Below are 24085 nucleotides of genomic sequence, written 5' to 3' on the forward strand. Positions count from 1 at the left end.
TTGAACAACCCACAAAACGATATTCGACCGCCTCGCTGGTCACTAAAGCTTCTACGCTTCTTTCTAAAAAAAGACTTTTTGGAAGAAATAGAAGGCGATATGGAGGAAGTATTCGCTGAAAATCTCGCGCTGTACTCGGTCAAAAAATCCAGAAGGCTTTACAATCGTGAAGTCTTAAAACTGCTACGCCCTGCTTTGGTCAGAGGGCTTAGCGGAAATCATCAACTCAATTATCTCGGTATGTTACAACACAATTTATTAATCACGATCAGAGGTTTCAAGCGACACAAAGCTACTTTCCTCATCAACTTAATTGGCCTTTCCACGGGTTTAGCTGCAGCCTTGCTCATTTTCCTTTGGGTGAATGATGAACGTTCGGTAGACACTTTCAATGAGAAAAATGATCGTTTGTATTGGGTTTTCACCAACTTCACTTTACCCGAAAGCGTGCTCACTTGGGATTATACTTCGGGCAAATTGGCGCAAGCCATAAAAGAAGAATATCCTGAAGTGGAAGATGCCGTCAGGGTGGGTAATCACTTTTTCAGGCCTCAAGGCACCATTAGCCACAGCGAAAAAAACTTTGAAGTAAACGGGCTTTTTGCGAGCTCCAACTTCTTCCAAGTAATGACTTACCCGCTGATTTCGGGAACAAAAGAAAGTATTCAAGACAAAAACTCAGTTGCAATTTCAGAGTCGCTGGCCAGTACTGTTTTTGGTTCGGCTGAAAAGGCAGTGGGTAATACGATTGAATGGGAGAGTTCACTTTTCAATCAGGCTTTTGTGGTATCTGGTGTGTTTAAGGATCCGACCAAGAATGCCACCGAGCAATTCAATATTGTTGTCAATTACCAAGTATTGATCGATGCTGAAGAATGGGCCGAAGATTGGAAAGGTGGTTATGCACGCACCTACTTACTCTTAAAAGAAGGGGTAGATGCCGAGCAATTGAATCAGAAAATTGCGGACTTAATGCATGAAAAAACGGATAACAATAAGCAAAACCTCTTTATTCAGCCATATGCCAAAAACTACCTCTACGGTACTTATGAGAATGGGATCCAAGTAGGTGGTAGAATTGAGAATGTTCGGCTTTTCACGGTCATTGCCATTTTTATTCTGCTGATTGCCTGCATTAATTTCATGAACCTATCTACTGCGCAAGCTTCCAAAAAAATGAAAGAAGTAGGCGTGAAAAAGGCCATTGGAGCCAACCGCAGAGACTTGGTTTTTCAGTTTTTGGGAGAGTCTATTTTACTCTCGTTACTGGCGCTTTTGGTCGCCATTGGCTTGGTTGTTTTGCTTCTTCCTCAGTTCAATGAGATTACTTCTAAGCAGCTTGAATTTACTCTAAGCGATTTCATTTTACCTCTTTTAGCCATCGTATTGGGCACTGGAATACTAGCGGGCAGTTACCCTGCTTTCTATCTTTCGGGCTTTAAGCCTGTGGCGGTGCTTAAAGGAAAAGTAGCCAACCTAAGGGGTGAAGAATGGATTAGAAAGGGTTTGGTGGTGGTGCAGTTCACGCTGTCAATTATTTTCATTATTGGGGTAATTACAATCAACAGACAGATGGAATATACCTATAGCAAACCGCTGGGTTATGACCGTGAAAACATCATTACGTTTACCAGAAAAGGTCCAGAAAGCTTCGATCCTACTCCGTTTTTAACAGAGCTTAGGGCATTGCCTGGCGTAACCAGTGTTGGCAATATGTCCGGAGACTTTCTTTGGGGAAATGATAACAGCAGCGGCTACTCATGGGAGGAAGGTGACGCGGATGACAATCACCTGTTTAAGTCGCCAAGAATCGGTTATGATATTGTTGAAACGCTGAATTTAAGACTTGTAGCAGGCCGGGCATTTTCTAAAGAAATGAATGACGATGAGAGCAAAATCATGCTCAACGAAACCGCAGTGAAATTCATGGGATTAAAAGACCCTATTGGCTTTCAGCTAGAAGCTTCACCCAATGACTTTAAGGAAGTGATAGGAGTGGTTAGTGATTTTCAATATGGTTCATTGCACCAAGAAATTGAGCCTATGCTTTTCCGCTTCAGGAGCAGCGGTGATGATTTTATCGTCAGATTGCAACCAGGGGCTGAAGTAAACACACTTGAAAAAATCAAAACGATTTACGCCAAGTTCAACCCAAAACACGACTTCGAGTCTTCCTTTTTAGAAGATGATTATCGAGCCCTGTATAGCACGGAAGATAAGGTAGCCCAATTGTCTAACTACATGGCGGGAACTGCCATTCTCATTTCGAGCCTTGGTCTTTTTGGCTTGGCCACTTTTACCACAGAACGAAGAAGCAAAGAGATTGGAATTAGAAAAATATTGGGCGCAAGTCAGTTAGTAGTGGTGAAATTGCTTTCTGCCACTTTTACCAAAACGGTATTGATCTCTATAATTCTAGCCATTCCTATTGGCTATTACTTCTCCAACCAATGGCTTCACAACTTTGCTTATTCCATCGAATTGAAATGGTGGTTCTTTGCCTTAGCTGGTGTTTCCGCTTTATTAATTGCTTGGCTGACCGTAGGTTTTCAAACACTTAAATCAGCCAGAGTCAACCCTGTGGACTGCTTGAGAAATGAGTGATCTTAAAAAGAAGATCAATCCTGAACCACCTCGCTGGTCACTTAAGCTCCTTCGGCTCTTCATCAAGAAAGATTTCTTGGAAGAAATTGAAGGGGATATGGAAGAGGTCTTTTCAGATCTTCTTGAGCAACATTCTGTCAAAAAATCCAGGCGCTTATACAATGCTCAAATACTAAAGCTGATGCGGCCAAACTTGATTTTTAATTATAAAGAAAGGAAGATATTTACCCCACTCACAATGTTCAAACATCACTGTAAAACCTCTTTCAGAAGTCTAAAGAAGAACTTTGGATATTCGGCTATCAATATTTTTGGGTTGGCTGTAGCAATTGCAAGCGCTGCGCATTTGCTGATCTACATACAAGACGAGTTCTCTTATGATCGAGAGATCAAAGATGGCGATCGCATTTATAAAATGGCTTTGGATCGACAGTATCCAGATCATAACGAAGTGATTGGAGCGGTGCCACATTCCTTGGCAAAAGCAGCATTGAATGATCACCCAGAAATAGAGCAGCTTACCACCTTTGCGGGCCCTTTCAGAAGCATGCTCATTTCTTATACCAATTCAGAAAATGACATCAAGAATTACCATCAAAACGTAGTTGCAGCCGATAGTAATTTCATTTCTTTTTTCGGCCTCAACATGTTAATGGGGAACCCCAAAACTGCTCTTTTAGAGCCAAAATCGATGGTGCTGACATCAACGGCTGCAAAACGGCATTTTGGTAATGATAACCCGATTGGGAAAATCATTAGAATGTCGGGAAGTAATTTCAATATCACTGGAGTTTGTGAGGACTTGCCTGCCAACACCCATTTGAGCTTTGAATTCTTAATGTCCATTAACACTATTGGTCGATTTAGTGCTTTGAATTTTATGAAGCCCGATGTGGCTTGTTATTTTAAACTTCACCCAGAAGCGAACCCTGAAAGTTTACAGGCAAAACTCCAAAATACTGTAGATAAAAACCTTTCCATTTATTCTGAAAGCATAAACCGAATGCCGTGGGAAGATTACAAAACAGCAGGTAATGACTTCCATTATTTTCTTGTTCCTCTGAGCAAGCTTTACTTGCACCCTGATAATTTAGGCGGTATGAAATCTGGCGGAAACATGCGTTCCGACCAGACCATGATCGTAGTAGCCATCCTGATCATACTTTTGGCCAGTATCAACTTTATCAACCTTTCATCTGCCAAATCAATAGCAAGAGCGAAAGAGGTGGGCACCAAGAAAATATTGGGTTCTAGAAGAGGCCAGATTGTTAGTCAGTTTTTTATTGAAACCTCAATGATCTCCATGGCCAGCCTCCTACTTGCTTTGGTATTATTATGGCTTACTCAGCCTTATTTCAACGAACTCATAGGCAGGAATCTTAGCTTCCAATTGAGCCTACAAACTATTGGCCTGTTATTTTCGATTGGATTGATCATAACCCTTCTTGCTGGAGTTTACCCGTCCATTATGGCCGCCAATATTCGGCCACTCATGGTATTGAGGGGCCAATTTATAAGTGGTAAAAGGAGTCTTTGGTTTAGAGATGGTTTAGTGGTTTTTCAATTTTTCATTTCTATCTGCTTGGTCATTGGCATGTTTGTAATGAAGAACCAAATGAAATTCATACTTGATAAAGATTTGGGTTATGACAAAGAGCAGCTCGCGGTGATCTCTGGAGATTTTCACATGGACCCTAATTTCGCAAAGTCATATATCAATGAAATAGAATCCATTCCCCAGATAAAGTCTGTTGCTGGTTCACTTTCCATGTTAGGCCTTGGCATTTTTTGGCAAGAAGAATATCAACAAAAAATAAGCAATCAACTGATCAGTGTACAGTCCATGAAAGTTGGTGACAATTTCCCTGAGGTTATGGGTTTGAGAGTTAAAGAAGGAAGAATGTTTCGTCCTGATTCTTGGGATTCCCTTTCGGTCATTTTGAATGAATCTGCTGTAACAGCCCTAAACCTATCAGAGCCTATAGGCCAGCAAGTAACAGAAATTCTTGCCGATGGATCATCTTTGAATTATACGGTGGTGGGAACAGTTCATGATTTTAACTATGACGATCTTTATAATGAGGTTTCTCCTCTGGTAATAAAAAGCAATGAAATCCTATTTGAAAGAGCAAGCAAGGTATTAGTAAGGATCAATAAAGAAAGTGACCTTCGGCAGGTAGTGGCAAATTTAGAATCCAAATGGAAGGAATTAAGGCCAAGGGATCCTTTCATTTTTCAGTTTGTGGACCAAATGATTGATGCTTCATACAAAAAAGAGGCTCGACTACTTAATGTTTTCAAAGTTTTCTCCGGACTCAGCCTGTTCATTGCGTGCCTCGGTCTTTTTGCGCTTTCGAGTTTCATTATAAAACTCAGGACAAAGGAAATCGGCATTAGAAAAGTGAATGGCGCTGGGCTAATCCATATCATAGTGCTCTTTGGTAAAAGGACTACGATAATGGTCTTAATTGCGTTTGCCATCGCTGCGCCCTTGGCTTCTTACGGTATCGAAAATTGGTGGCTCGCTAACTTTGCCTACAGAACCAACATTCAACTGTGGTCAATATTCTTTTCAGGGTTCGCAATACTACTTTTGGCATGGCTCACTGTGTTGGGGCAAACGATAAAAGCCGCCAAAACAAACCCTATCGATTGCCTGAGGAATGAGTGATAATTAAAAGTTGAACAAGTGATTTGTCTCTTACTGCCTTCAGGTCAAAAGGCTAATCATCACTCGGCACAACCGAGCGATTGTTCTATTTGAGATTTACGCTACAATTAAAACATAGTCGTTTGCCCACCTTGCTGTTCGGGCACATGTAAATTATAACCCAGTTCGTTATTCAGTCGCTTAATAAAGTAGGCCGAAAGCAAAGGCGAGGCTTTCTCAAGGTTTTGGTGAACGAAGAAGTAAATATCTTCCAAACCACCGATTTCAATCCAGCTTTTAATTCGATCGAACCAATCATCTAAGCGTGCATAATCACTTTCATGATTTGCACCTACATAGCGAATAAAGGCTTTGGGTGTTGCCAAACGCATGTGAAGTAAATCTCTTCGACCAGCCGTATCGGTAATGATATTAGTCACATTGTTTTCTTCGAGTAACGCATAAAATCGATCAGCAACTTCAGCATCATTCAGCCAATCGGTATGCCTTACTTCTACCGCAAGCGGAATTCCTTTGGGGAAATTTGTAATGAAATGCGCTAGTCTATCCCAGTTTTTTGGCCCAAAATTATCGTGCAATTGAAGAAAGGTTTGCTCCATTTTTTCTTCCAAGCCCGACAAGGCATTTACAAAATCTTCAGTATAACGATCCGCATCGTTCAATCGCTTTCTATGGCTGATCATCTGATTAATTTTTGGAAAGAACTTGAAATCGGCAGGTGTTTTTCCATACCAGTTTTCAAACTGCTCAGCGCTATAATTATAGAAAGTGGCGTTCAACTCAATACTATTGAATTGAGTAGCATAGTAAGTCAGTTCATCCTTTGTGCCTTTCGGGTAAAAGCCCTTCAAATCAGTTTTATTCCATTTGGCGCAACCCACATAAATCTTTGGTTTATCCTTAGCGTTTGACTTCCCCAAAACTTTGGCGGTATCTGGGTGGTCATGTGGTAAAGTAAAATCAATTTTCTCTGGGTGTTCAACACTTCCGAATTTCATATTTCAAGATTTGCCTCAAGTTAAACTAATCCACAAAAAAAGCCCAAACCTGTGAGGGTGTGGGCTGCAAGTAAAGAGTGAAGTTCATCCTTTTCTTTAAATTGAGTCATGATTTGGATGAATAATCATGGTCAATTGTCATTAATTTCCGCTCAAATCTAATGACGCATTCCACATAAAAAAACTATTTTAGCTAATTCTTCAGAAAAGATTTTATGCTGAAAAAAGGGATTCAAATACTGTACACAGCTTGGTGCGCCATTTGGTTTGTAGCCATTATGATTGCGCTGTCTCCTTTTACGGTAATTCCAAGATTGATCAGCCCCAAACTGGATGAATTCAGTTACTTTTTTGCCCGAGTTTGGGTCTTCCTTTTTTCAATGGTTTCTTTCATACATTTTAAAACCCACAACCGAAAGTTGGTTCAGCGTGGTCAGCCTTATATTTTCACGATTAATCATACTTCGTTTTTAGATGCTCCTGCCATTCCAAGGGCTATTCCCGTTCCATTAAAAGGTTTGGGTAAAAAGGAATTGGCCAAAATTCCTTTGTTCGGGTTTATTGCCAGTAGCTTTGCGGTATGGGTAGATCGTACCAGCGAAGAAAGCAGAAAGAAAAGTGTTCAGAAACTGGTGAAAAACTTAAACCGGGGTTTATCCATTATGGTAGCGCCAGAAGGCACACGAAACAATACCGATGAACCTCTGCTTCCTTTTTATAACGGCCCTTTCAGGTTGGCCATTGAAACGAGTACTCCCATTATGCCTTTGATTATTCACGATGCAAAAAGGCTTATGCCTAAAGGTCAGTTGGGCTTGAGACCAGGACTAATTCATAATTATTTTCTACCACCCATTTCTACCCAAAACATGACCCAGGAGGACCTTCCAGCCCTAAAAGATCAAGTTTATGAAATGATGAAATCTAAGATCATTGAATTAGATGAGGAGAATAAAAGCTAATTTGGCATTCATTTTGGAATAATGGCTTACTCAACCAAACAATAAAGCTTATGAAAACTTTTTTACACTCACTTTTAGCCCTTATGGTGCTGACTATCGTAAGCTGTGCTACAGGAAAAAATGCACTTGAAAAAGGCAATTATGAAACGGCTTTAGACCGTGCCATCAATCGTTTACAATCGAACCCAGACAATAAGAAATCGCAAGATGTATTGATTGAGGGTTATCGTTTGGCGAGCAATTATCATATGGATTACATCCGCATGTTGGCTGTAAATAACGACCCAAATAAATGGGAGGCTACTTACTATCAGTACAAGCAGTTGAACAGTTATTATCGTCAAATTCAGCGATGCCCAGCTTGTTTATCGCTGGTAATGCCCAAATCTTATGTTAGCGAAGAAAGCGATGCTGCCAGAAAAGCTGCTGAATATCAGATAGAATTGGGGAATAACGCTTTAGCTACCAATACCATCGAAGGTGGAAGAAGGGCTTTTAAGCATTTCAATTTTGCACTCAATTTTGATAGAAACGTACCGAACATTGACAGTCTATTGACTGACGCTAGAATCATGGGAACGGTTAGGGTTTTAATCGAGCCAATTCCTATTCATTCTCGCAGTTTGGAGCTGACCAATGAGTATTTTGAAAACCGAGTAATCGAGTACCTAGATAGATTTAGCCAAGGCAGATTCGTTCAGTTTTTCACTGTTGATGAAGCTGAGCAGATTGATTTGCAACCCGACCAAATCGTATCGATGCAATTTGATGATTTCGTTTTGGGTCAAACTTTGATTGAATCGAAAACCAAAGAGGTAAAGCGTGATAGCGTAGTGGTAGGTCAGTTTACTGACGACAAAGGCGTGAAGCACGATGTGTACAATACTGTGAAAGCCGAATTAACGATTAATCGCAAAACGCTTTCGTCTCAGGGGGTTATGAATTTCGAAATAAGAGATGCTTATACTGACCGAATTTTAACCAATCGTAAATTGCCAAACCAAGATGTTTGGGTGCATGAGTGGGCTTCGTTTAACGGAGACTCTAGAGCGCTTACCCGCGATGAGATAGAAATGAGTAAGTTGAAGGAGTTGCCTCCGCCACCACCTCAAACCCTTTTCATCGGTTTTGTAGACCGCATATACGATCAAATTATTGGCAACATCAGTAATTTCTATAGAGATTCTGAAATATAAATAAAGGCCTTGGCATTCTTGTCAAGGCCAATTTTAATTACTCAATTTTAGCCAGTAAAGCATTTTATTGCACGCTGCTTTTCATCCTGAGTGGCAACGAAGGAACTATATTATTACCTGAAAGAAATAAAACTATGACCACCCCAAAAGAAGCCCAACCTAACAACCCCCTCCACGGAATAAAGCTGGCCGATATACTAGAGGCGCTGGTAAAGAAATACGGATGGGAAGAATTGGGTGATAGAATCAACATTCGCTGCTTTACGCATAATCCATCCATTAAATCGAGTCTTACTTTTTTGCGCAAAACGCCTTGGGCCAGAGAGAAAGTAGAACAGCTGTATCTTAGGTCTATTTAGTAGAGTCAATCTCTAATTGAACAGGCTATCTTTTCTTTTTTCTAAAAAAGGTGTACCAAATAAAACCTATTGCCATAATTCCGATCAGTATTCCCCATATCAAATCGGGATTTTTAGAAAGGAAGTCACTATCATCAGGGTCATTACCATTGTAGATTGACCTTTGAACTACAGGAGTGTATTCAATTAAATCAAAATGGCTTGAAGGATTTTCTATCAGTTTATAGAGCATAAATTATTTCTTAATTGATCAATATGCCCGACAGTCGAGCAGCATTAACTATGCTTAACTAACTTTTAGCAGTGTCAAAGGTTTATGTGTGATTGCCAAAGGAAAAGCCCCGATTTACTAGAAACCGAGGCTTTATGGGATAGAAAACACCAATTGGTGTATCTTATTGATAGGTTACCGCTGTTCCGCTTGCCGTAACCATAAGCATACTAGAACTTTGCCCTATCGTTTCATAATCCAAATCAATGCCCACTACTGCGTTGGCGCCCATTGCTTGAGCGTTATATTGTAATTCTTGCATTGCATTATTTTTTGCTTCGCGAAGCACTTTCTCGTAGGAGCCAGAACGACCACCGACTAAATCGGTAATGCTGGCGAAAATGTCTTTGAATAAATTGGCACCAATAATGGCTTCGCCTGTAATTACACCATGGTACTTTGTAATCGTGTGACCTTCAATGGTTGGGGTTGTTGTTAAAAGCATATCGTTGTTTTTAGTTTTAAGTTTCACTGCATGTTTATGCAGAACACAACTATGCTTTCGTGAAACGCTTAATCAGTGTTTTATGATCGGGATAAACGGAACTTAAAGTGGAGCGATCGGCCAATTCAAAGTCCTCAAACTCGAAGCCAGGAGATACAGTACAGCCTACTAAAATAAAATCTCCCTTGACAACTTCTGCGGCAAACCAGTGGTGTTTTGGAATAACCACCTGAAACTGTTCTCCATTTCCCAAGTCTTTTCCAATGGTTTTGGAAACCAATTTCCCCTCGTGTGAAAGCATGTGGATGCAGGCTGCACCACCGTCATGAAAATGCCAAATTTCGTCTGAGCTAAGTCTGTGGAAATTTGAAACACTATCAGGAGTAAGTAAAAAGTAAATTGAGGTACCGAAAACCCTAGCTGATGGATAACGGTTGGGCAGTGCACTTTTCTCAATACTTTCTTCCGATCTATAATTTTCAGCGTAATAGCCGCCTTCTGGATGAGCTAAAAGGTTTAGCTTTTCAATATAGTATTCAGCGGTTCTTTCAGTCATAACTAAAAATAATAAAAGGCTGCCCCATTAAATGAACCAGCCCTTGAGTATTGTTTGTAAGGGCTATTTTTGCGTTGCCATTTCTACATTGCAGATAATCTCGATCACAGGAGCTACAGATCCTCCTGCACCAGAAACTCCAAATTCATTTCTATCCACGCTTCCTTTAATCTGAAAGCCTACTTTCTTGCCTCCATCCCTTGTATCGATAGACCCAATATGGTGTGCCATTAGCTCCACTTGTTTGGTGTTGCCGCGCATGGTTAAATCACCCACCACTTTATACATACCATCACCTGATTTGGTGAAAGAAGTACTTTTAAAAGTAACGGTTGGGTGGTTTTCCATATCGAAAAAATCTGCTGATCTGAGGTGGTTATCTCTTCCGTCAACGCCCGTGTTGATGCTTTGTACTTGGGCTGTAAAAGTTACTTTAGCATTGGTAAAATCTTCTGCTGTTCCACCCTCAACGGTGGCTTCAAATTTCTCAAACCTTCCATTTACAAAGGAAATTCCCGAATGCTTTGCGTTAAATAATATGCTTGAATGTGCAGGGTCTACTTTCCACGTTTGACCGCTCATGGGGTTGGCCGAAAATAAAGTGGAAATAACAAATAAGGTGAGCATAACTCTTTTCATAGAATAGTTTTTTGTTTGTGTTCGAATAAAACTAACGATTTTTTCAACTGAAGGAAACGGACATTTCTGTTCAACGGTAGAAATTCATTAAAACAAGCTTATCACTTTCACTTAGCCTTTCTCTCCAAAAGTTTGGGTATGTATTAACTGAAGCAAGATCAACTGATTTTTCGCCCTGATAAAGTTTTCTTCAGGGAAGCTTATCTTGTAATAGGTATCACCATTTAAGTAATCGGCCAAAAAACGAATAGCCTGCATATAAGTCATGTATAAGCCTCCAAACTCTAAATTCTGGATTTCCAGGGGCGAAAGCGACTCTTCACAAGCCGAAAGGTATCCCGATTTCAATGCATTTAAATAACCTTCTCTAATTTCAATTTTGCTTTCATCCACCTCAGCTTCCTTCGTTGGTGATAGTAATGTACGCATCATATCTCCAAAATCAGAAAGCACATAACCTGGGCCTGTGGTGTCTAAATCGATCACATGCCGAAACTCATCGCTACCTTCGGTCAAAAGAATGTTGTCAATTTTTGTATCGTTATGACACACCCTAAGCGGCAAACCATTTTCAACAAGCTTATTAAAATGATCAGCGATCCAACTGAAAGCGTTTACCTGATCGATAAGTTTTTTGGAGGCATCAACTCGGCTCGCCTTGTTTAGCGATACAGCTTTATCCAACTGTTCTAAACGCCATTTTAAACTGTGAAAATTTGGGATGGCTTCATCAAAAATTGCGGCATCTAGAGTAGACGTAACTTGGGTAAACATACCAAAACCTCTCCCCACTTCTTCGACCAAAGTGAGGTTATTAGCGGTAGTTGGCCCATAGGCATTCAATACAAATTCTTGCAATTTCCAGCAGCCTGCTTGGTCAAGATGAAAGCATACTCCGTTCTTAGTGGTAATGTGTTTTGCAAAGACGTTCGACTGTAAGCTTTGCAGTAGATTGAGGTTATTTTCTAAAGTTTCGGTATTCTGAAAAACTTTGGTGTTCACCTTCTGAAGCAGGTAATTTCCACAGCTAGACTCTACTTTATAGGTATCATTGATATGGCCCGAACCGAAAGGGGCAACCTTTTCGATCGCCCCCTCTAATTGGAATGCCTTCAATGCTTCTAAGGCAATGTTCATTACTTTATTTCTTCTGGGTATTTACCATCCGCAATCATTTTACTGATTCCGCTTACTACAAATGGTTTGTCTTCCTGATAGGTTACACCAAGCCAAGAGGCAGAAGTTGGTACTACTTTAATTGTAGCTTTTCCTTCATTCATTAAGTTGTCCATTTCAGCAGGAACAAAACACTCCGACTTAGGATTGGTGTGGTTTTCCTTTACAAAGGCCACAAACTTTTCTTCGAAATGAGGAAGTGCAGAAGCTGGGAAACCCAAGAAATTCATCGACACGTAAGTGTCTGGAGCAAGCGAATGCTTCACGCCATCTTCTTCATAAGTAATAGCATCACCATTTTTGCTGATGGCTAAAGTCTCTTTAATGCCTGTTAGGGTCATGTCTTCTTTCACTTGGCAAACGCCACGGTTCACAGTTCCGTGATCGGAAAGCGTGTTGACCAAACTGTAACCCATGATCAAATACTCATTCTCCTTTAAGTTTTTCATGGCAGTCACTACTTCACCAAAAGATTCTTGACCATAATAATCATCAGCATTAATCACTACAAAAGGTTCATTGATGAGATGTTTGGCAGCCAAAATAGCGTGCGTGGTTCCCCAAGGCTTTTTTCTATCGGCTTCGTATCGCGCAGTATGCTCAGTGTATTCATTCTGAAAAGCATACTCCATTTTAATCTTTCCGTTGAATCGATTTTTGTAGTGCTCATCAAAGGCATCTTTCAAATCGGTACGGATAATAAATACCACTTTAGTGAATCCAGCATTGATGGCATCATGAATTGAATAGTCCATAATGATCTCGCCATGTGGCCCAATTCCATCCAATTGTTTATTTCCACCATATCGGCTTCCCATGCCCGCGGCCAATACTACCAAAGTCAAATCCATAATGTCCTCTATTTTAATTATAATTGTTGGCTCGAAGTTGTCGAAAAAGACAAGACGAGTCAATTTAACAAATCATTATATTATGCAGCTAGCGACACTCGACTGGATTATCATCCTCGGTTTTTTTGTCATTTTTTTGTTAATCGGCCTTAAAGTATCAAAAAAGGCAGGTACCAGCTCAAAAGAATTTTTCCTATCGGGAAGAAATATGCCTTGGTGGTTATTGGGAATTTCTATGGTGGCCACCACTTTTTCTGCCGATACCCCAAATTTAGTAACAGACATTGTTCGTCAGAACGGTGTAGCTGGTAACTGGGTATGGTGGGCTTTTCTGGTCACGGGTATGCTCACCGTTTTTGTGTATGCCAAGCTTTGGAGGAAATCAGGCGTACTTACCGATTTAGAGTTTTACGAAACTCGCTATAGTGGAAAAGAGGCCGCCTTCTTAAGGGGCTTCCGCGCTATTTATTTAGGCGTTTTCTTCAATGTGATGATTATGGCTTCGGTTTCCTTGGCTGCTATTAAGATTGGGGAAATCATGTTTGGTTTAGAACCTTGGAAAACCATGCTTTATGCATCCGTAATTACAGTAGCCTATAGCTCGATGGGCGGATTAAGGGGCGTTATTCTCACCGATTTCTTACAGTTTTTAGTCGCCATGGTAGGTTCCATTGCCGCAGCGGTATACATCATTAATTTACCTGAAGTAGGTGGTTTAACGGAGCTTTTGGCCAATCCAAATGTAGCACCAAAACTTGATTTAATTCCTGACTTCAATAACAGAGAATTGTTTATTACACTTCTAGTTATTCCACTGGCCGTGCAGTGGTGGAGCGTTTGGTATCCAGGTGCCGAACCTGGCGGAGGAGGCTACATTGCCCAACGTATGCTTTCGGCTAAAGACGAAAAAAACGCGGTTTCGGCTACTTTGCTTTTCAACATTACGCATTACGCTTTGCGCCCTTGGCCATGGATTTTAATTGCCTTGGCTTCCTTGGTGGTTTATCCAGATTTGGAGTCCATCAGATCCGCTTTCCCGAATATTTCTGAAGGAAAAATGGGACATGATTTAGGCTATTCAGCCATGCTACTCACTTTGCCTAAGGGACTCTTGGGAATTGTTATTGCCTCATTGATTGCGGCCTTTATGTCTACCATTTCAACACACCTCAACTGGGGTTCTTCTTATGTAGCCTATGATTTTTACCAAAGATTTGTGAAACCAGAAGCAAGTGAAAAGGAATTGGTAAATGTGGGAAGAATATCTACCGTGCTTTTAATGGTTTTTGCTGCTTTGTTTGCTTTGGTACTTACAAGCGCTTATGAGGCCTTCGATATTCTTCTGAAGGTAGGAGCAGGAACGGGAGCGGTATTCTTATTCCGTTGGTTCTGGTGGCGTATAAATGCTTATTCTGAACTTACAGCCATGGTGGTTTCATTCATTATGGCATTGCTTTTTTATGAAAAAACAGGCCCAGACTTTATGCTTGCCATACCTGGTGATTATCAATTATTGTGGAGTGTAGGTATAACCACCATAGCTTGGGTAGGGGTTACTTTACTTACCAAGCCAACGGACTACCAGAGATTGGCTACCTTCTTTAATTCTGTAAAACCTTACGGTATTGGCTGGAATGGGTTCAAAAAAATAGCTAAAAAAGAAGGCATTCATTTAGATGCACAAGTTGGTCGTTTTAGCATTGACATACTCGCTATGTTCCTAGGAATAATCATTGTTTACAGTGCGCTGTTTGGTGTGGGCATGTTGCTTTATGGCAATATCTCAACTGCGGTAATTCTACTTTCTGTCACACTGGTAAGTGTTTTACTCTTACTCCGAACTTGGAAGAAATTGACATTCTAAGCTAAAAGCGACTTCGTAAGTATCTCTTTAAGTAGAGTTATTTTTGTTCTTTTCTTAGTAATTTGAGCTGATGCTCACATTACTAAGAAAGCTTTTCGCATTTTTCTCCCTATTTTTCTTTTGTCTTTTTATGCTAAATGCTCAAGAAAAGTATAGCATTGAGGATTTTAATCTGGAAGGTGATATTGGGACATGGTATGAAACTCAAGTAAGTACAAAAAGCCTTTATCAGGTTGTGGGGGCTTATTATTCGATTTCTAGATCGTTTTCAGGCTCAAGCCCTTTCTTCTCTTCTTTCTATTCTGTTACGTCTGATTTATCTTATAGAGGTAAACTTTTTAAAAATGTTGAATTGGTTTACGACCTACAGCAAGACCTTTTGTATATGATCCACCCAATCCAAACAATTCCACTATTGCTTAAGCAAAGGGATATTAATTGGTTTACGATGGATGGACATCATTTTGTTAGGGTTATTGGAGGTAAAGGTTTTCTTGAAGTATTGTACAAAGGCCAATCACTGGGTCTTTATAAGAAGTTTTCCAAACTAGATAGAACGAAAGATGAAAACACCTTTTATCTACAAAGGGAAGAATATTTTCTTCTTACAAGTAAAGGGTTAACAAAAATCACAAACAAGAAGTCATTTTTGAAAATTTTTCCTGACCATAAAGCGGAAATACGAGGGTTTCTTAAACAAAACCGTCAGTTAGATTTTAAAAACAATCTCGATTTTTCACTTCTTCAACTGACAAAGTATTGTGAAACCACTATAAAGCCATGAAAATAGTTTATCTACTCTTCTTCTTAGTGGTTACAATTCAGATAAACGCTCAAAATGAGAGAACATTTTCTGGGAGCTTTAATCAAGAAGCTTTACAGAATATCCTCTTAAAAATAAAGGATGATCTGGATGTCAGTTTTTATTACAGAGTTGAGTGGGTTGATTCAATTAGCTACACTGGAAACTTTCAGAATGCAAACCTTGAGTATGTGTTAGACCAAATTGTTTTAGGCTCAGAAATAACATATTTTTATAATGGTAACTCTATTTACCTTACTCACGGCTTGCCCATTATTAGAACTCCAATAATAGTCGGGAGTATAGTCAAAAATAACAATGAAGAGAATTTGCCTGATACTGTTCCTAAAAGTGTACTATTTACTCGTGAGTATGTCCCGAATCAATTGACCAGTGATGATAAGAAAAACCGAGTGTATGAGATTGGGAATAAAGCAGATTTTAAACAGGGCGCAACATCTACTATAGCTGGTTTTATAACGAGTAACGAAACAGAGGAAAGAATTGATAATGCAGTGATTTATTCTATTCAGAGTAACAAATCCACGATATCGGATGAGACTGGATTCTATTCAATCTCATTGACAAATGGGCAAAATGAATTATATGTACAATATTCAGGCATGAAAACAGCCAAAAGAAAGATAGTACTGTTTTCAAATGGAAAGCTGGACATTGGGTTAGAGACTGATGTAATTGCTCTTAGTGAAATTGTTGTAGAGGCTGAAAGAGGGCAAAATGTTGAAAGTGTCAGTATGGGCATGAATAGACTGAATATAGAAGAGACAAAAGTTATCCCTGTAGTACTTGGTGAAAAGGATATCTTAAAAGTGGCTACTACTTTTGCCGGGGTTCAAACGGTAGGAGAAGGTGCCGCAGGCATAAATGTTCGAGGGGGCAAGTCTGACCAGAACTTGTTTCTTTTAGATGGTGCCACTGTATACAATGCCTCTCACTTTCTGGGTTTTTTCTCAGTATTTAATTCTGACGCTCTAGAAGACCTTGAAATTCTGAAGACAGGAATTCCTGCAAAATACGGTGGCCGACTAGCCTCCGTATTTGACATCACCTCCAAAAAGGCAGGAAAGTCCGAGTTTGGAGTAGAGGGAGGAGTTTCACCCATCACATCAAGGTTGACGGTTGAGGCTCCAATAATAAAAGATAAGGCTTCTTTATTATTAAGCGGGAGAGCCACTTATTCCAATTGGGTTCTTGATCTAGTGGATAACTCTGGGTTTAGAGGAAATGTAGTTGAGTTTTCGGACCTGATTTTAAATTATGACCATGACCTTAGTCCAAAAGACAACCTGAGCATTTCGGGGTATTTAAGTCATGATTATTTTAAACTCAATTCAGATACGCTCTTTTCGTTTTCTGATTTCTCATATGTAAACAATATGGCTTCTACCAAATGGACACACCAGTTTAGTTCTGATTTTGATGTCAATTTTACGGGGTCATACAGTAAGTACAAATATGAGTTTGAGACTTCCAATTCTCCTGCGAATGCCTTTATACAAGATTTTCAAATAAAGGAGTTAGGCGCTAAGGCCGACTTCAACTATGAAGCAACCAAAAACCAGTCTTTTAACTTTGGCCTTGAGACCAAACATTATATTATAAACCCAGGTAGCAAAAAAGCTTTAGGTGAAGAATCGAATATATCTTCCCTCTTCTTAGATGAAGAACGGGCATATGAAAGTGCCATATACTTCTCAGATCAATATGAGATCAGTGAGAAGTTTACTGTTAATGGAGGAATTCGATATAGTCTTTTTTCTGCTATAGGCCCAGGACAAAAATTTATATACTCAGAAAATTCACCATTGAATGAAGAATCGATTATCGATACCGTGACCTATTCCAGTGGAGATATTATTAAGACTTATCAGGGAGCAGAATTTAGGTTTTCGCTTAGGTATTTGTTGAACGAATCAAGTTCTATAAAAACCAGTTTTGGTAGAAATATGCAGTACATTCATTCCTTATCCAATACCTCATCCGTTTCGCCAACAGATATATGGCGCTTATCCAATGGGCACATTAAACCTCAAATTTCAAACGAAATCTCTTTAGGGTATTTTAGAGATTTTGAAGAGATCAATTTAGAAACATCTTTAGAGGTATATGCCAAAGAGCTCGAGAATCTTATTGATTTTAAAACAGGTTCCAATTTTTTACTAAACAATTCCATTGAAATGATTGCCCTGCAAGGGCCTGGTAAGGCTTATGGAATTGAATTATCCGCCAAGAAATTAGGCCAATTGCATGGTTGGCTCAACTACTCTTATGCACGTACTTTTATTAAACTCGAAGGTGATTTTGCTGAAGAGATAATTAACGATGGCAACTTCTTCCCTACCAACTATGACATTCCTCATACAATTAATTTAGTGAGTAATTATGATGTTACTCAACGATTTAGTCTATCGTACAACTTTACTTATAAAACAGGGCGACCAGTGACGTTACCAGTAGGCTCCTATAGTGTAAGAGGAGTGGAACAAATAAATTATTCAGCCAGAAATTCATCCCGAATTCCCTATTACTTAAGAATGGATTTGGGGATTACTCTAAAATGGGGTCATAGAACGAAGAAGCTTACTAGATCATTTTGGTCTTTGTCCGTATACAATCTTTTTGGAAGAGATAACCCCTATTCAGTCTACTTTGATGTAGTAGATGGAGAGGTGAAAGGGTATAAATTAACGGTATTTGGAAGTGCAGTTCCTACTATCACTTATAACTTTAAGTTTTGAAAAGAAGTAAGATGAAAATTCAATGAGGCGAAAACTTTATATACTAATCTTACTAATTTTTGCTTGGCAGTCTGCTCAATCACAAAGTGATAATGTGAGGGAAAATGTATTGATTCACGCTAATGGTAGTCATCATTTAGTGGGTGAAACCATTCATTACACGCTCTTCTGTGTAAGTAGTAAAACAGGGCGTATTTCTCCTTTGAGTAAATACGCCTATATCCAAATTGTGGGAGAAGAGGGAGTTGTATATCAAAAGAAGCATGAATTAAGCTCTGGTGTCGCTAGCGGTGAATTTTTTGCAGCTTCTAGTTTAAAAACCGGTCAATATTATATAGTAGCGTATACCCGATGGATGAGGAATTTTGAAGATTACTCTAAAGCATCATTGACAATTATTAACCCCTACCAAAGTTATGATAACCCAAAGCTGGACTCCATTAATGAACCAACCATAGAATTTAAACCGCTCGGTAAGATGATGGTAGGCGTGAATAATAGAATTGCTTTTAAGTTGGGAAGTAGTGTCAGCCATAACGAGAATATATCTGTACGATTAACGGGTTTAGAGGGTGAAAAGTCTCAAAGCTTAGCATATGACACCAATGGTATTGGCAATTTTGATATATCTCCTGACACAGCAAATAACTTCAGAATTGTGATAGATAGGGCTGATAGAGGATTTGAATTTATCGATACACCGAACGGATCAAAAAATGTAGCAAACATTCATATTGAACATCTAAAAGAATCTATTAAGGTAAATGTAAACTCACCTATCTCAGGTGAGTTTGTGATAATGCATCACGATTCAATTGTATACACTAGAAAAATTGAGAAGGGAAATAAAGAAATTAATGTATCAAGAAACCAATTACCACCTTCTAAACTAAAAGCAGCCATTAAAGATGATGCGGGTAGAGAATTGGCTGGGTATTCCTTATATAATTCCCAGTTGATTTCTGAAGAAACAAATCAGGCATTTGAGTCAAGACAGCTTGTTTCGTTGAGTCAATTTTTAGAAACTGGGGTATACAGCATCAGCGTTCGCAAGGCATCTTCCATGGGCTTTGATCATCATTTTGTACTTCCTAAAATATATAATCCTAACTTTTCTGGCGCCACCAATTTTAGTTATGAATATTTAGAAAATTTAAATGCGATTTACAATGAAGATAATAAAGCACCACTAAGAAAAGAGGTAAGCTTTCTTCCAGAACACAAGTCTGAATTAATGACAGGTAGGGTTACATTTTTAGATGGAAGCGTTGCTACTCAGAAGCCAATTATTCTAACGCTTGGAGAATCTACATTCAATATTGCCAGTTCGATCACCGATGAGTATGGCCGATTCTTAATAGAATATGAAACATTAAGCAGAGGGAACTTCGAAGCCCATGTCACAGTCTATGATTTCGAAAATGAATATGATATTCGAATAGAAGATAACTTCATTTCCGATTTTCCTGATTTAAACTTTAAACCAGTATTTCTTGACTCTAGTTTTGTCCAAGAAATTACTGATAGGGCTGTTCAAAGTCAAATAGAAAATGCCTTTTACCTTCCTTCCACTTATGAAAATAACTCTAGAATAATTCCAGTAATAGAAAACTCTGATTTTACTTCTAGCTACTCTTTTGATGATTATACGAGATTCAAAACAATTGAAGAACATTTCGTAGAGTACATTGCTTTTGCGAGAGTTAGGAAGAATAGACCAAATGGCTTTTTAGTAAGCACACCTTATCTCGAATTGGACTTCAAGTATCCTGCCTTAGTTGTTCTTGATGGAATACCAGTTAGTGGCAAGGCACTTTTAGAGTTTAGTCCCTACAGAATCAAGAAGGTAGATGTTTTTAATAGCCGTTTTTTTCTGCAAGGCAATTTTTTCGATGGAGTAGTAAATTTTACTTCGATTGATGGCGGGCTTGGTGGGTTTGCAAACTTAGATAACACTTTACAACTACAAATGGAAGGGGCTTCTGATTCGAAAACGAAGTCTATTTCAAAACCTTTAGAAAACATAAACATACCAGATCAAAATATCCAGCTCTTATGGGAATCGCCATACAGGGTGGTTCAAGAAGGCACAAAGGAGTTTTCTTTTTTCACTTCTGATCTTTCTGGAGATTTTGAAATGATAATAGAGGGTGTGACCAGTAAAGGATCACCAATATCAGTTATCAAAAAATTTAATGTTAAAAACCCGAATAATGAGAAAGACTAAGATAATTGAAGGTAGAGCGGCTTTGTTACTCTGGTGTCTTGTTACTTGCTCAGGTTGTGCCGTTGAGTTAGACAAAGGTTTTTTATCATATGAGAAGCTAGTTGTAGTAGATGGAATACTAACAGATGAAAACAAAACCCAAGAAATAAAATTATCCTACTCAACACCTATTAATGAGCCTGATATTAAAGCCCCCATATCTGGAGCTCAAGTTTGGATAGAGGTAGACAATGGAGAAATTATAGATTTTGAAGAAGATAGAGAGGGTGTCTATCTCTCTTTAGAACCTTATCAGGCAATTGCAGGAGCTTCATATAAGTTAATTTTTGTTTTAGACGCTGGAAACGGAAGCCGTTATGAGTCCAGCTATGAATTAATGTCAAAGCCAACCTCAATAGAAGAGATTGGCCAACGCTATGCTAATTTACCCTCTAGTACATTGGGGGGAAACATATCTGGCTTATGGATTTTCATCGATACTGGTGAGCTTAGCTCCGACCCTTCATTTTTTAGGTATGAGTGGAATGAAACACATCAAATTGTAGCCCCCTACCCAACAAAATATTATTGGAAGAGAGGAGCTAAATCAAATGACAGAGTGCCAGTACCAGATACTTGTTATCGGGAAAACTTTTCGAACAGCTTAATTCTTTCAAATACTTCTGGAATTTCTGGAAATAGAGCTTTTGATGTGCCTTTACGATTTCTGCCGGTTGACAATTTGGATTTGACAAACAGATACTCGATCGAGGTGACTCAATATTCCATCAATGATAAATCATACGCTTACTATAACAAACTTAGAGAGTTTAATGAGTCATCAGGATCTTTATTTGATAAACAACAAGGTATAGTTTTAGGAAATCTATCATCAGTTAGTGATGAGAATGAAATTGTACTAGGCTACTTTGAGGTGTCTTCGGTAACACGTTTTCGTAAGTTTTATAATATCGATGAATTTGGTGTAGAAGTCACGTCTCAAATTTCTGGTTTTTCTCAGCAATGTAAAGCGTCTGATTTTATTTCTACCACGTTAGATTCGTTGTCATTCTATAATCCAGATGATCCAATCGAGAAAAGGCGCAATGCTCCTTATCGGATTTATTTATGGGAGCCTTCACCATCCCCTTATGGAACGTCCTATCTCCGTTTGGCTGCTTGTGTGAGCTGTACCAGATACGGGAAGCTAGAAAAACCAACCTATTGGATTGATTGAACTATGTATTAATCAATTTGGGAAAAATGAACATTCTAAACCTAAAATAGGTCACTCAGCAATGTCAAGCGGCTGTTGGAGACTTCTTCGTTGGATACCTCTTTGAACAATGCTAGTTATGAGCAGTCACTAACAAGCTAAGTCATGCTGTAAGCCCCAAGGCTTCGAGGTGTCCAGTAACACAGAAGGAAGGTGTTTTGTCTTGTGAAACGTGAAAAACTTCTACGAAGTGACTGTTGTAGCGGGCTGACTTTTAACCACAAAGTTCATGAAGTTTCGCTAAGCCTAAATCGAAGTGCAATCGCTCGGTTATACCGAGTGATTACTAGAAGTTTGGCTTCAAGCCAACAAGGTACAAGTCACTCGGCAATGCCAAGCGACTGAGAGGAATGCTATGAAAGCAAGATTAATTTGGAATGTAATTTCTAAGCACCAAGATTATTCCTTCGGCCTCCTCTTGTGTTATTTGCTTTCCAATTATCTCCGTTCGTTTTCCATATCTGAATTGAACATTAACGTTTGAAAATCCAAACATGGCCGTTCCAGAAGCGCCAGGGTCATTCCGAGAATCGTAAACTTTTAATTCAGTGATATTGGCCATGATGTATTCTTTACTCTGCTTTAACTTGCCCACATGCTTACTTAACTTAATGTACTTCTCATGAATTTCTACTGTTTCATAACCTAGAGTTGCCCAATAAAAGCCAAAGAAATTTTTATATGCTAACCACAGGAACAATAGAAAAGCAACAATAAAGAACGGATGTAAGGTGTCTGTTAGAGCTTGTTCTATGAGTTTACCAAACATCACCAAAATACCAAGTACGGGAACAACAAGTAGAATTGCAATAAGCGTCTCCTTCCGCTCTGGGCGAATTGTTAATTCAATAAAACCGTCCTTCTTGTCTAGCTGGATGCCCATAGATTTAAAAAATTAAGGCCGATCTTAAAGAACGGCCTTTGTTATTAATAACTATCGTCAAGCGCGAAAATAGGTTTTCGATTAATCCATCTACCACGCGTAAAGTCTGGGAACTGAACTGGTTCACCACCTTGCAAGATTGATTGTTCTGAAAGCGCAGTAACGGCCATCCAAGCAGCACCATCATAGACATCAATTGGCATTGGCGCACCTCTTTTCAGGGCTTCAATAAAGGCATGGAATACAAAGAAATCCATACCGCCATGACCAGCACCCGAAGCTTTTTCACCATACTTTTTCCAAAGCGGATGATCGTATTTCTCCATCATCTCTTTGTCAGACTGCCACTGATGTGGTCGGCCTTGCCCTTCTACATAGAGCGATTTATTGATGTCCATCCAAAGTCCTTTGGTTCCCTGAAAGCGGAAGCCTAAAGAATAAGGTCTTGGAAGATTGGTATCATGCGTAAGGTTAATGGTTTCACCGTTTATTGTTCTAATCATAGTTGTCACCACATCGCCCAATTTGAAATCTACTTTGGCGTTCGGGTGATCTTTTCCTCCTTTAGGGTGATTCACAATATAATCGTGTAAACCTCTACTCTTCGAACTCATTGAAGTAAGATAAGACATACGGTTACCCCTATTCAGATTAATGGCAGTGGCAACTGGTCCTAGCCCGTGAGTTGGGTAAAGCTCTGCATTTCTATGTACCGAATGTGTGGTTCTCCATTTCGATTCGCTATATCCATTTTCACCAAACTCAACCCCTTGTCCGTAGGCCGATTTACCATCGTTCAGTTTTACGCCCCTAAGGTCATGTTGATAGCCTCCCTCCAGATGAATCATTTCACCAAAAAGGTCATCGCGTACCATATTTAAAACCGCCATTACATCTCTTCTGTAACACACGTTTTCCATAAACATTAGTGGTACGCCCGTTTCTTCTTGCGCATTTACCAAGTCCCAACATTCTTCTATGTCTGTAGCGCCAGAAACCTCTAAGGCTACAGCTTTTCCCGCTTTCATGGCTGCAACGGCCATTGGCACATGCCAAATCCACGGAGTAGCAATATATACGGCATCCAAGTTATCCATTTCGAGCATCTTGTGATAGGCTTCTCCATCACCGTCAAAACGTACAGGCTTTTTACCTCCGCTTTTTGTAATCATGTCTTCGGCCTTTTGCAAAACCGCATTGTCCACATCACAAATAGCAACTACTTCAACATCGTCTCTTAATAAAGCTACATTTAATTGGCCTCTGCCCCTTTCGCCAGTACCAATAAAGCCCATTCTGATAACAGACTTCTTTTGATCTGAAAAAAGCATTGATGACGATACGAAAGGCAATGCTGCTCCAACAGTTGCCGTGTTTCTTATAAAATTTCTTCTGGAAAGTGGAGGTGTCATAGTTGTGTAAGTTTTGGTGTTCAAATTAAGGTATTTTTTCCAATGATGCAGCCCATGAATTTAACTCATTCATTTTCAATATTTTAATTAAAAACCCGTGTTAAGCCTATATTAATAAAGCTTACTGGGCTTGTTTCAACCATTATTTTACTAAC

Annotated in this window: 19 protein-coding genes; 10 read left to right on the forward strand and 9 right to left on the reverse strand. The window is 39.3% G+C overall.

The genetic code is table 11. The annotated features are described in order from the left end of the window. Together AAC026_RS00890 and AAC026_RS00895 are read left to right on the forward strand one after the other, a co-directional pair. The gene (locus tag AAC026_RS00890) at nucleotides 1–2604 is read left to right on the forward strand and encodes an ABC transporter permease (protein WP_339694176.1); all 2604 of its coding nucleotides are present in this window, start codon (nucleotides 1–3) and stop codon (nucleotides 2602–2604) included. Continuing rightward, nucleotides 2597–5275: an ABC transporter permease gene (locus tag AAC026_RS00895; protein WP_339694179.1), complete on the forward strand. Its 2679-nt coding sequence runs from the start codon at nucleotides 2597–2599 to the stop codon at nucleotides 5273–5275. Before AAC026_RS00890 ends, AAC026_RS00895 begins: the two co-directional genes overlap by 8 nt. Before the next feature lie 107 nt (nucleotides 5276–5382). Here AAC026_RS00895 and AAC026_RS00900 read toward each other — a convergent pair whose 3' ends face one another. Then, the gene (locus AAC026_RS00900) at nucleotides 5383–6273 is read right to left on the reverse strand and encodes a DUF72 domain-containing protein (protein ID WP_339694182.1); all 891 of its coding nucleotides are present in this window, start codon (nucleotides 6271–6273) and stop codon (nucleotides 5383–5385) included. Nucleotides 6274–6488: 215 nt separating this feature from the next. Between AAC026_RS00900 and AAC026_RS00905 the strand changes: the two genes are divergently transcribed. The 3 genes from AAC026_RS00905 (at nucleotide 6489) to AAC026_RS00915 (ending at nucleotide 8790) form a co-directional block, all read left to right on the forward strand. After that, nucleotides 6489–7235: a lysophospholipid acyltransferase family protein gene (locus tag AAC026_RS00905; RefSeq protein WP_339694185.1), complete on the forward strand. Its 747-nt coding sequence runs from the start codon at nucleotides 6489–6491 to the stop codon at nucleotides 7233–7235. 50 nt (nucleotides 7236–7285) lie between these two features. After that, nucleotides 7286–8431, forward strand: coding sequence for a hypothetical protein (locus AAC026_RS00910; RefSeq protein ID WP_339694188.1), 1146 nt, complete (start codon nucleotides 7286–7288; stop codon nucleotides 8429–8431). Nucleotides 8432–8565: 134 nt separating this feature from the next. Next, nucleotides 8566–8790 (forward strand): VF530 family protein, encoded by a 225-nt coding sequence (locus AAC026_RS00915; protein WP_339694191.1) that lies wholly within the window; start codon nucleotides 8566–8568, stop codon nucleotides 8788–8790. A gap of 25 nt (nucleotides 8791–8815) precedes the next feature. On the opposite strand, the gene AAC026_RS00920 is transcribed toward AAC026_RS00915, so the two are convergent. The 6 genes from AAC026_RS00920 to AAC026_RS00945 all read right to left on the reverse strand — a co-directional run bounded on the left by AAC026_RS00920 (nucleotide 8816) and on the right by AAC026_RS00945 (nucleotide 12728). Next, entirely contained in the window at nucleotides 8816–9022 is a 207-nt protein-coding gene (locus tag AAC026_RS00920; protein ID WP_339694194.1) for a hypothetical protein, read from the reverse strand. A gap of 163 nt (nucleotides 9023–9185) precedes the next feature. Then, entirely contained in the window at nucleotides 9186–9506 is a 321-nt protein-coding gene (locus AAC026_RS00925; protein ID WP_339694197.1) for a heavy metal-binding domain-containing protein, read from the reverse strand. A 49-nt stretch (nucleotides 9507–9555) separates the two neighbouring features. Beyond that, a complete protein-coding gene (locus tag AAC026_RS00930; protein WP_339694200.1) occupies nucleotides 9556–10062 on the reverse strand; it encodes a cupin domain-containing protein in 507 nt (168 codons plus the stop codon). A gap of 63 nt (nucleotides 10063–10125) precedes the next feature. Then, nucleotides 10126–10701: a YceI family protein gene (locus AAC026_RS00935; protein ID WP_339694203.1), complete on the reverse strand. Its 576-nt coding sequence runs from the start codon at nucleotides 10699–10701 to the stop codon at nucleotides 10126–10128. 111 nt (nucleotides 10702–10812) lie between these two features. Next, nucleotides 10813–11838 (reverse strand): aminoglycoside phosphotransferase family protein, encoded by a 1026-nt coding sequence (locus AAC026_RS00940; RefSeq protein WP_339694205.1) that lies wholly within the window; start codon nucleotides 11836–11838, stop codon nucleotides 10813–10815. Continuing rightward, nucleotides 11838–12728, reverse strand: coding sequence for a sugar phosphate nucleotidyltransferase (locus AAC026_RS00945; RefSeq protein ID WP_339694208.1), 891 nt, complete (start codon nucleotides 12726–12728; stop codon nucleotides 11838–11840). The genes AAC026_RS00940 and AAC026_RS00945 overlap by 1 nt, the downstream gene beginning before the upstream one ends. 82 nt (nucleotides 12729–12810) lie before the next feature. On the opposite strand from AAC026_RS00945, the gene AAC026_RS00950 reads away from it, so the two are divergent. From AAC026_RS00950 to AAC026_RS00970, 5 genes are all read left to right on the forward strand, one after another. Continuing rightward, complete coding sequence (locus tag AAC026_RS00950; protein WP_339694211.1) at nucleotides 12811–14592, forward strand: sodium:solute symporter family protein; 1782 nt, start codon at nucleotides 12811–12813, stop codon at nucleotides 14590–14592. A gap of 70 nt (nucleotides 14593–14662) precedes the next feature. After that, nucleotides 14663–15376 (forward strand): hypothetical protein, encoded by a 714-nt coding sequence (locus AAC026_RS00955; protein WP_339694214.1) that lies wholly within the window; start codon nucleotides 14663–14665, stop codon nucleotides 15374–15376. Further along, complete coding sequence (locus AAC026_RS00960; protein WP_339694217.1) at nucleotides 15373–18153, forward strand: carboxypeptidase-like regulatory domain-containing protein; 2781 nt, start codon at nucleotides 15373–15375, stop codon at nucleotides 18151–18153. Before AAC026_RS00955 ends, AAC026_RS00960 begins: the two co-directional genes overlap by 4 nt. A 22-nt stretch (nucleotides 18154–18175) precedes the next feature. Then, nucleotides 18176–20380, forward strand: a complete 2205-nt coding sequence (locus tag AAC026_RS00965) for a hypothetical protein (protein ID WP_339694220.1) — start codon at nucleotides 18176–18178, stop codon at nucleotides 20378–20380. Then, entirely contained in the window at nucleotides 20367–21596 is a 1230-nt protein-coding gene (locus AAC026_RS00970; protein ID WP_339694223.1) for a DUF4249 domain-containing protein, read from the forward strand. The genes AAC026_RS00965 and AAC026_RS00970 overlap by 14 nt, the downstream gene beginning before the upstream one ends. Nucleotides 21597–22002: 406 nt before the next feature. Here the strand turns inward: AAC026_RS00970 and AAC026_RS00975 are convergent, their stop codons facing one another. Further along, nucleotides 22003–22518, reverse strand: a complete 516-nt coding sequence (locus AAC026_RS00975; RefSeq protein ID WP_339694226.1) for a hypothetical protein — start codon at nucleotides 22516–22518, stop codon at nucleotides 22003–22005. Nucleotides 22519–22562: 44 nt separating this feature from the next. Further along, entirely contained in the window at nucleotides 22563–23930 is a 1368-nt protein-coding gene (locus tag AAC026_RS00980) for a Gfo/Idh/MocA family oxidoreductase (RefSeq protein ID WP_339694228.1), read from the reverse strand. Nucleotides 23931–24085: the final 155 nt, after the last annotated feature.

It is taken from the genome of uncultured Roseivirga sp. (genome assembly GCF_963973945.1).
Classification (GTDB): Bacteria; Bacteroidota; Bacteroidia; order Cytophagales; family Cyclobacteriaceae; genus Roseivirga.

Excerpts from the sequence above, each read along its gene's own strand:
- AAC026_RS00915 (WP_339694191.1), top strand. The coding sequence starts at position 8,566 with ATGACCACCCCAAAAGAAGCCCAACCTAACAACCCCCTCCACGGAATA.
- AAC026_RS00905 (WP_339694185.1), top strand. The coding sequence starts at position 6,489 with ATGCTGAAAAAAGGGATTCAAATACTGTACACAGCTTGGTGCGCCATT.
- AAC026_RS00975 (WP_339694226.1), bottom strand. The coding sequence starts at position 22,518 with ATGGGCATCCAGCTAGACAAGAAGGACGGTTTTATTGAATTAACAATT.
- AAC026_RS00970 (WP_339694223.1), top strand. The coding sequence starts at position 20,367 with ATGAGAAAGACTAAGATAATTGAAGGTAGAGCGGCTTTGTTACTCTGG.
- AAC026_RS00900 (WP_339694182.1), bottom strand. The coding sequence starts at position 6,273 with ATGAAATTCGGAAGTGTTGAACACCCAGAGAAAATTGATTTTACTTTA.
- AAC026_RS00950 (WP_339694211.1), top strand. The coding sequence starts at position 12,811 with ATGCAGCTAGCGACACTCGACTGGATTATCATCCTCGGTTTTTTTGTC.
- AAC026_RS00980 (WP_339694228.1), bottom strand. The coding sequence starts at position 23,930 with ATGACACCTCCACTTTCCAGAAGAAATTTTATAAGAAACACGGCAACT.
- AAC026_RS00895 (WP_339694179.1), top strand. The coding sequence starts at position 2,597 with ATGAGTGATCTTAAAAAGAAGATCAATCCTGAACCACCTCGCTGGTCA.
- AAC026_RS00955 (WP_339694214.1), top strand. The coding sequence starts at position 14,663 with ATGCTCACATTACTAAGAAAGCTTTTCGCATTTTTCTCCCTATTTTTC.
- AAC026_RS00920 (WP_339694194.1), bottom strand. The coding sequence starts at position 9,022 with ATGCTCTATAAACTGATAGAAAATCCTTCAAGCCATTTTGATTTAATT.
- AAC026_RS00945 (WP_339694208.1), bottom strand. The coding sequence starts at position 12,728 with ATGGATTTGACTTTGGTAGTATTGGCCGCGGGCATGGGAAGCCGATAT.
- AAC026_RS00965 (WP_339694220.1), top strand. The coding sequence starts at position 18,176 with ATGAGGCGAAAACTTTATATACTAATCTTACTAATTTTTGCTTGGCAG.
- AAC026_RS00960 (WP_339694217.1), top strand. The coding sequence starts at position 15,373 with ATGAAAATAGTTTATCTACTCTTCTTCTTAGTGGTTACAATTCAGATA.
- AAC026_RS00930 (WP_339694200.1), bottom strand. The coding sequence starts at position 10,062 with ATGACTGAAAGAACCGCTGAATACTATATTGAAAAGCTAAACCTTTTA.
- AAC026_RS00925 (WP_339694197.1), bottom strand. The coding sequence starts at position 9,506 with ATGCTTTTAACAACAACCCCAACCATTGAAGGTCACACGATTACAAAG.
- AAC026_RS00935 (WP_339694203.1), bottom strand. The coding sequence starts at position 10,701 with ATGAAAAGAGTTATGCTCACCTTATTTGTTATTTCCACTTTATTTTCG.
- AAC026_RS00940 (WP_339694205.1), bottom strand. The coding sequence starts at position 11,838 with ATGAACATTGCCTTAGAAGCATTGAAGGCATTCCAATTAGAGGGGGCG.
- AAC026_RS00910 (WP_339694188.1), top strand. The coding sequence starts at position 7,286 with ATGAAAACTTTTTTACACTCACTTTTAGCCCTTATGGTGCTGACTATC.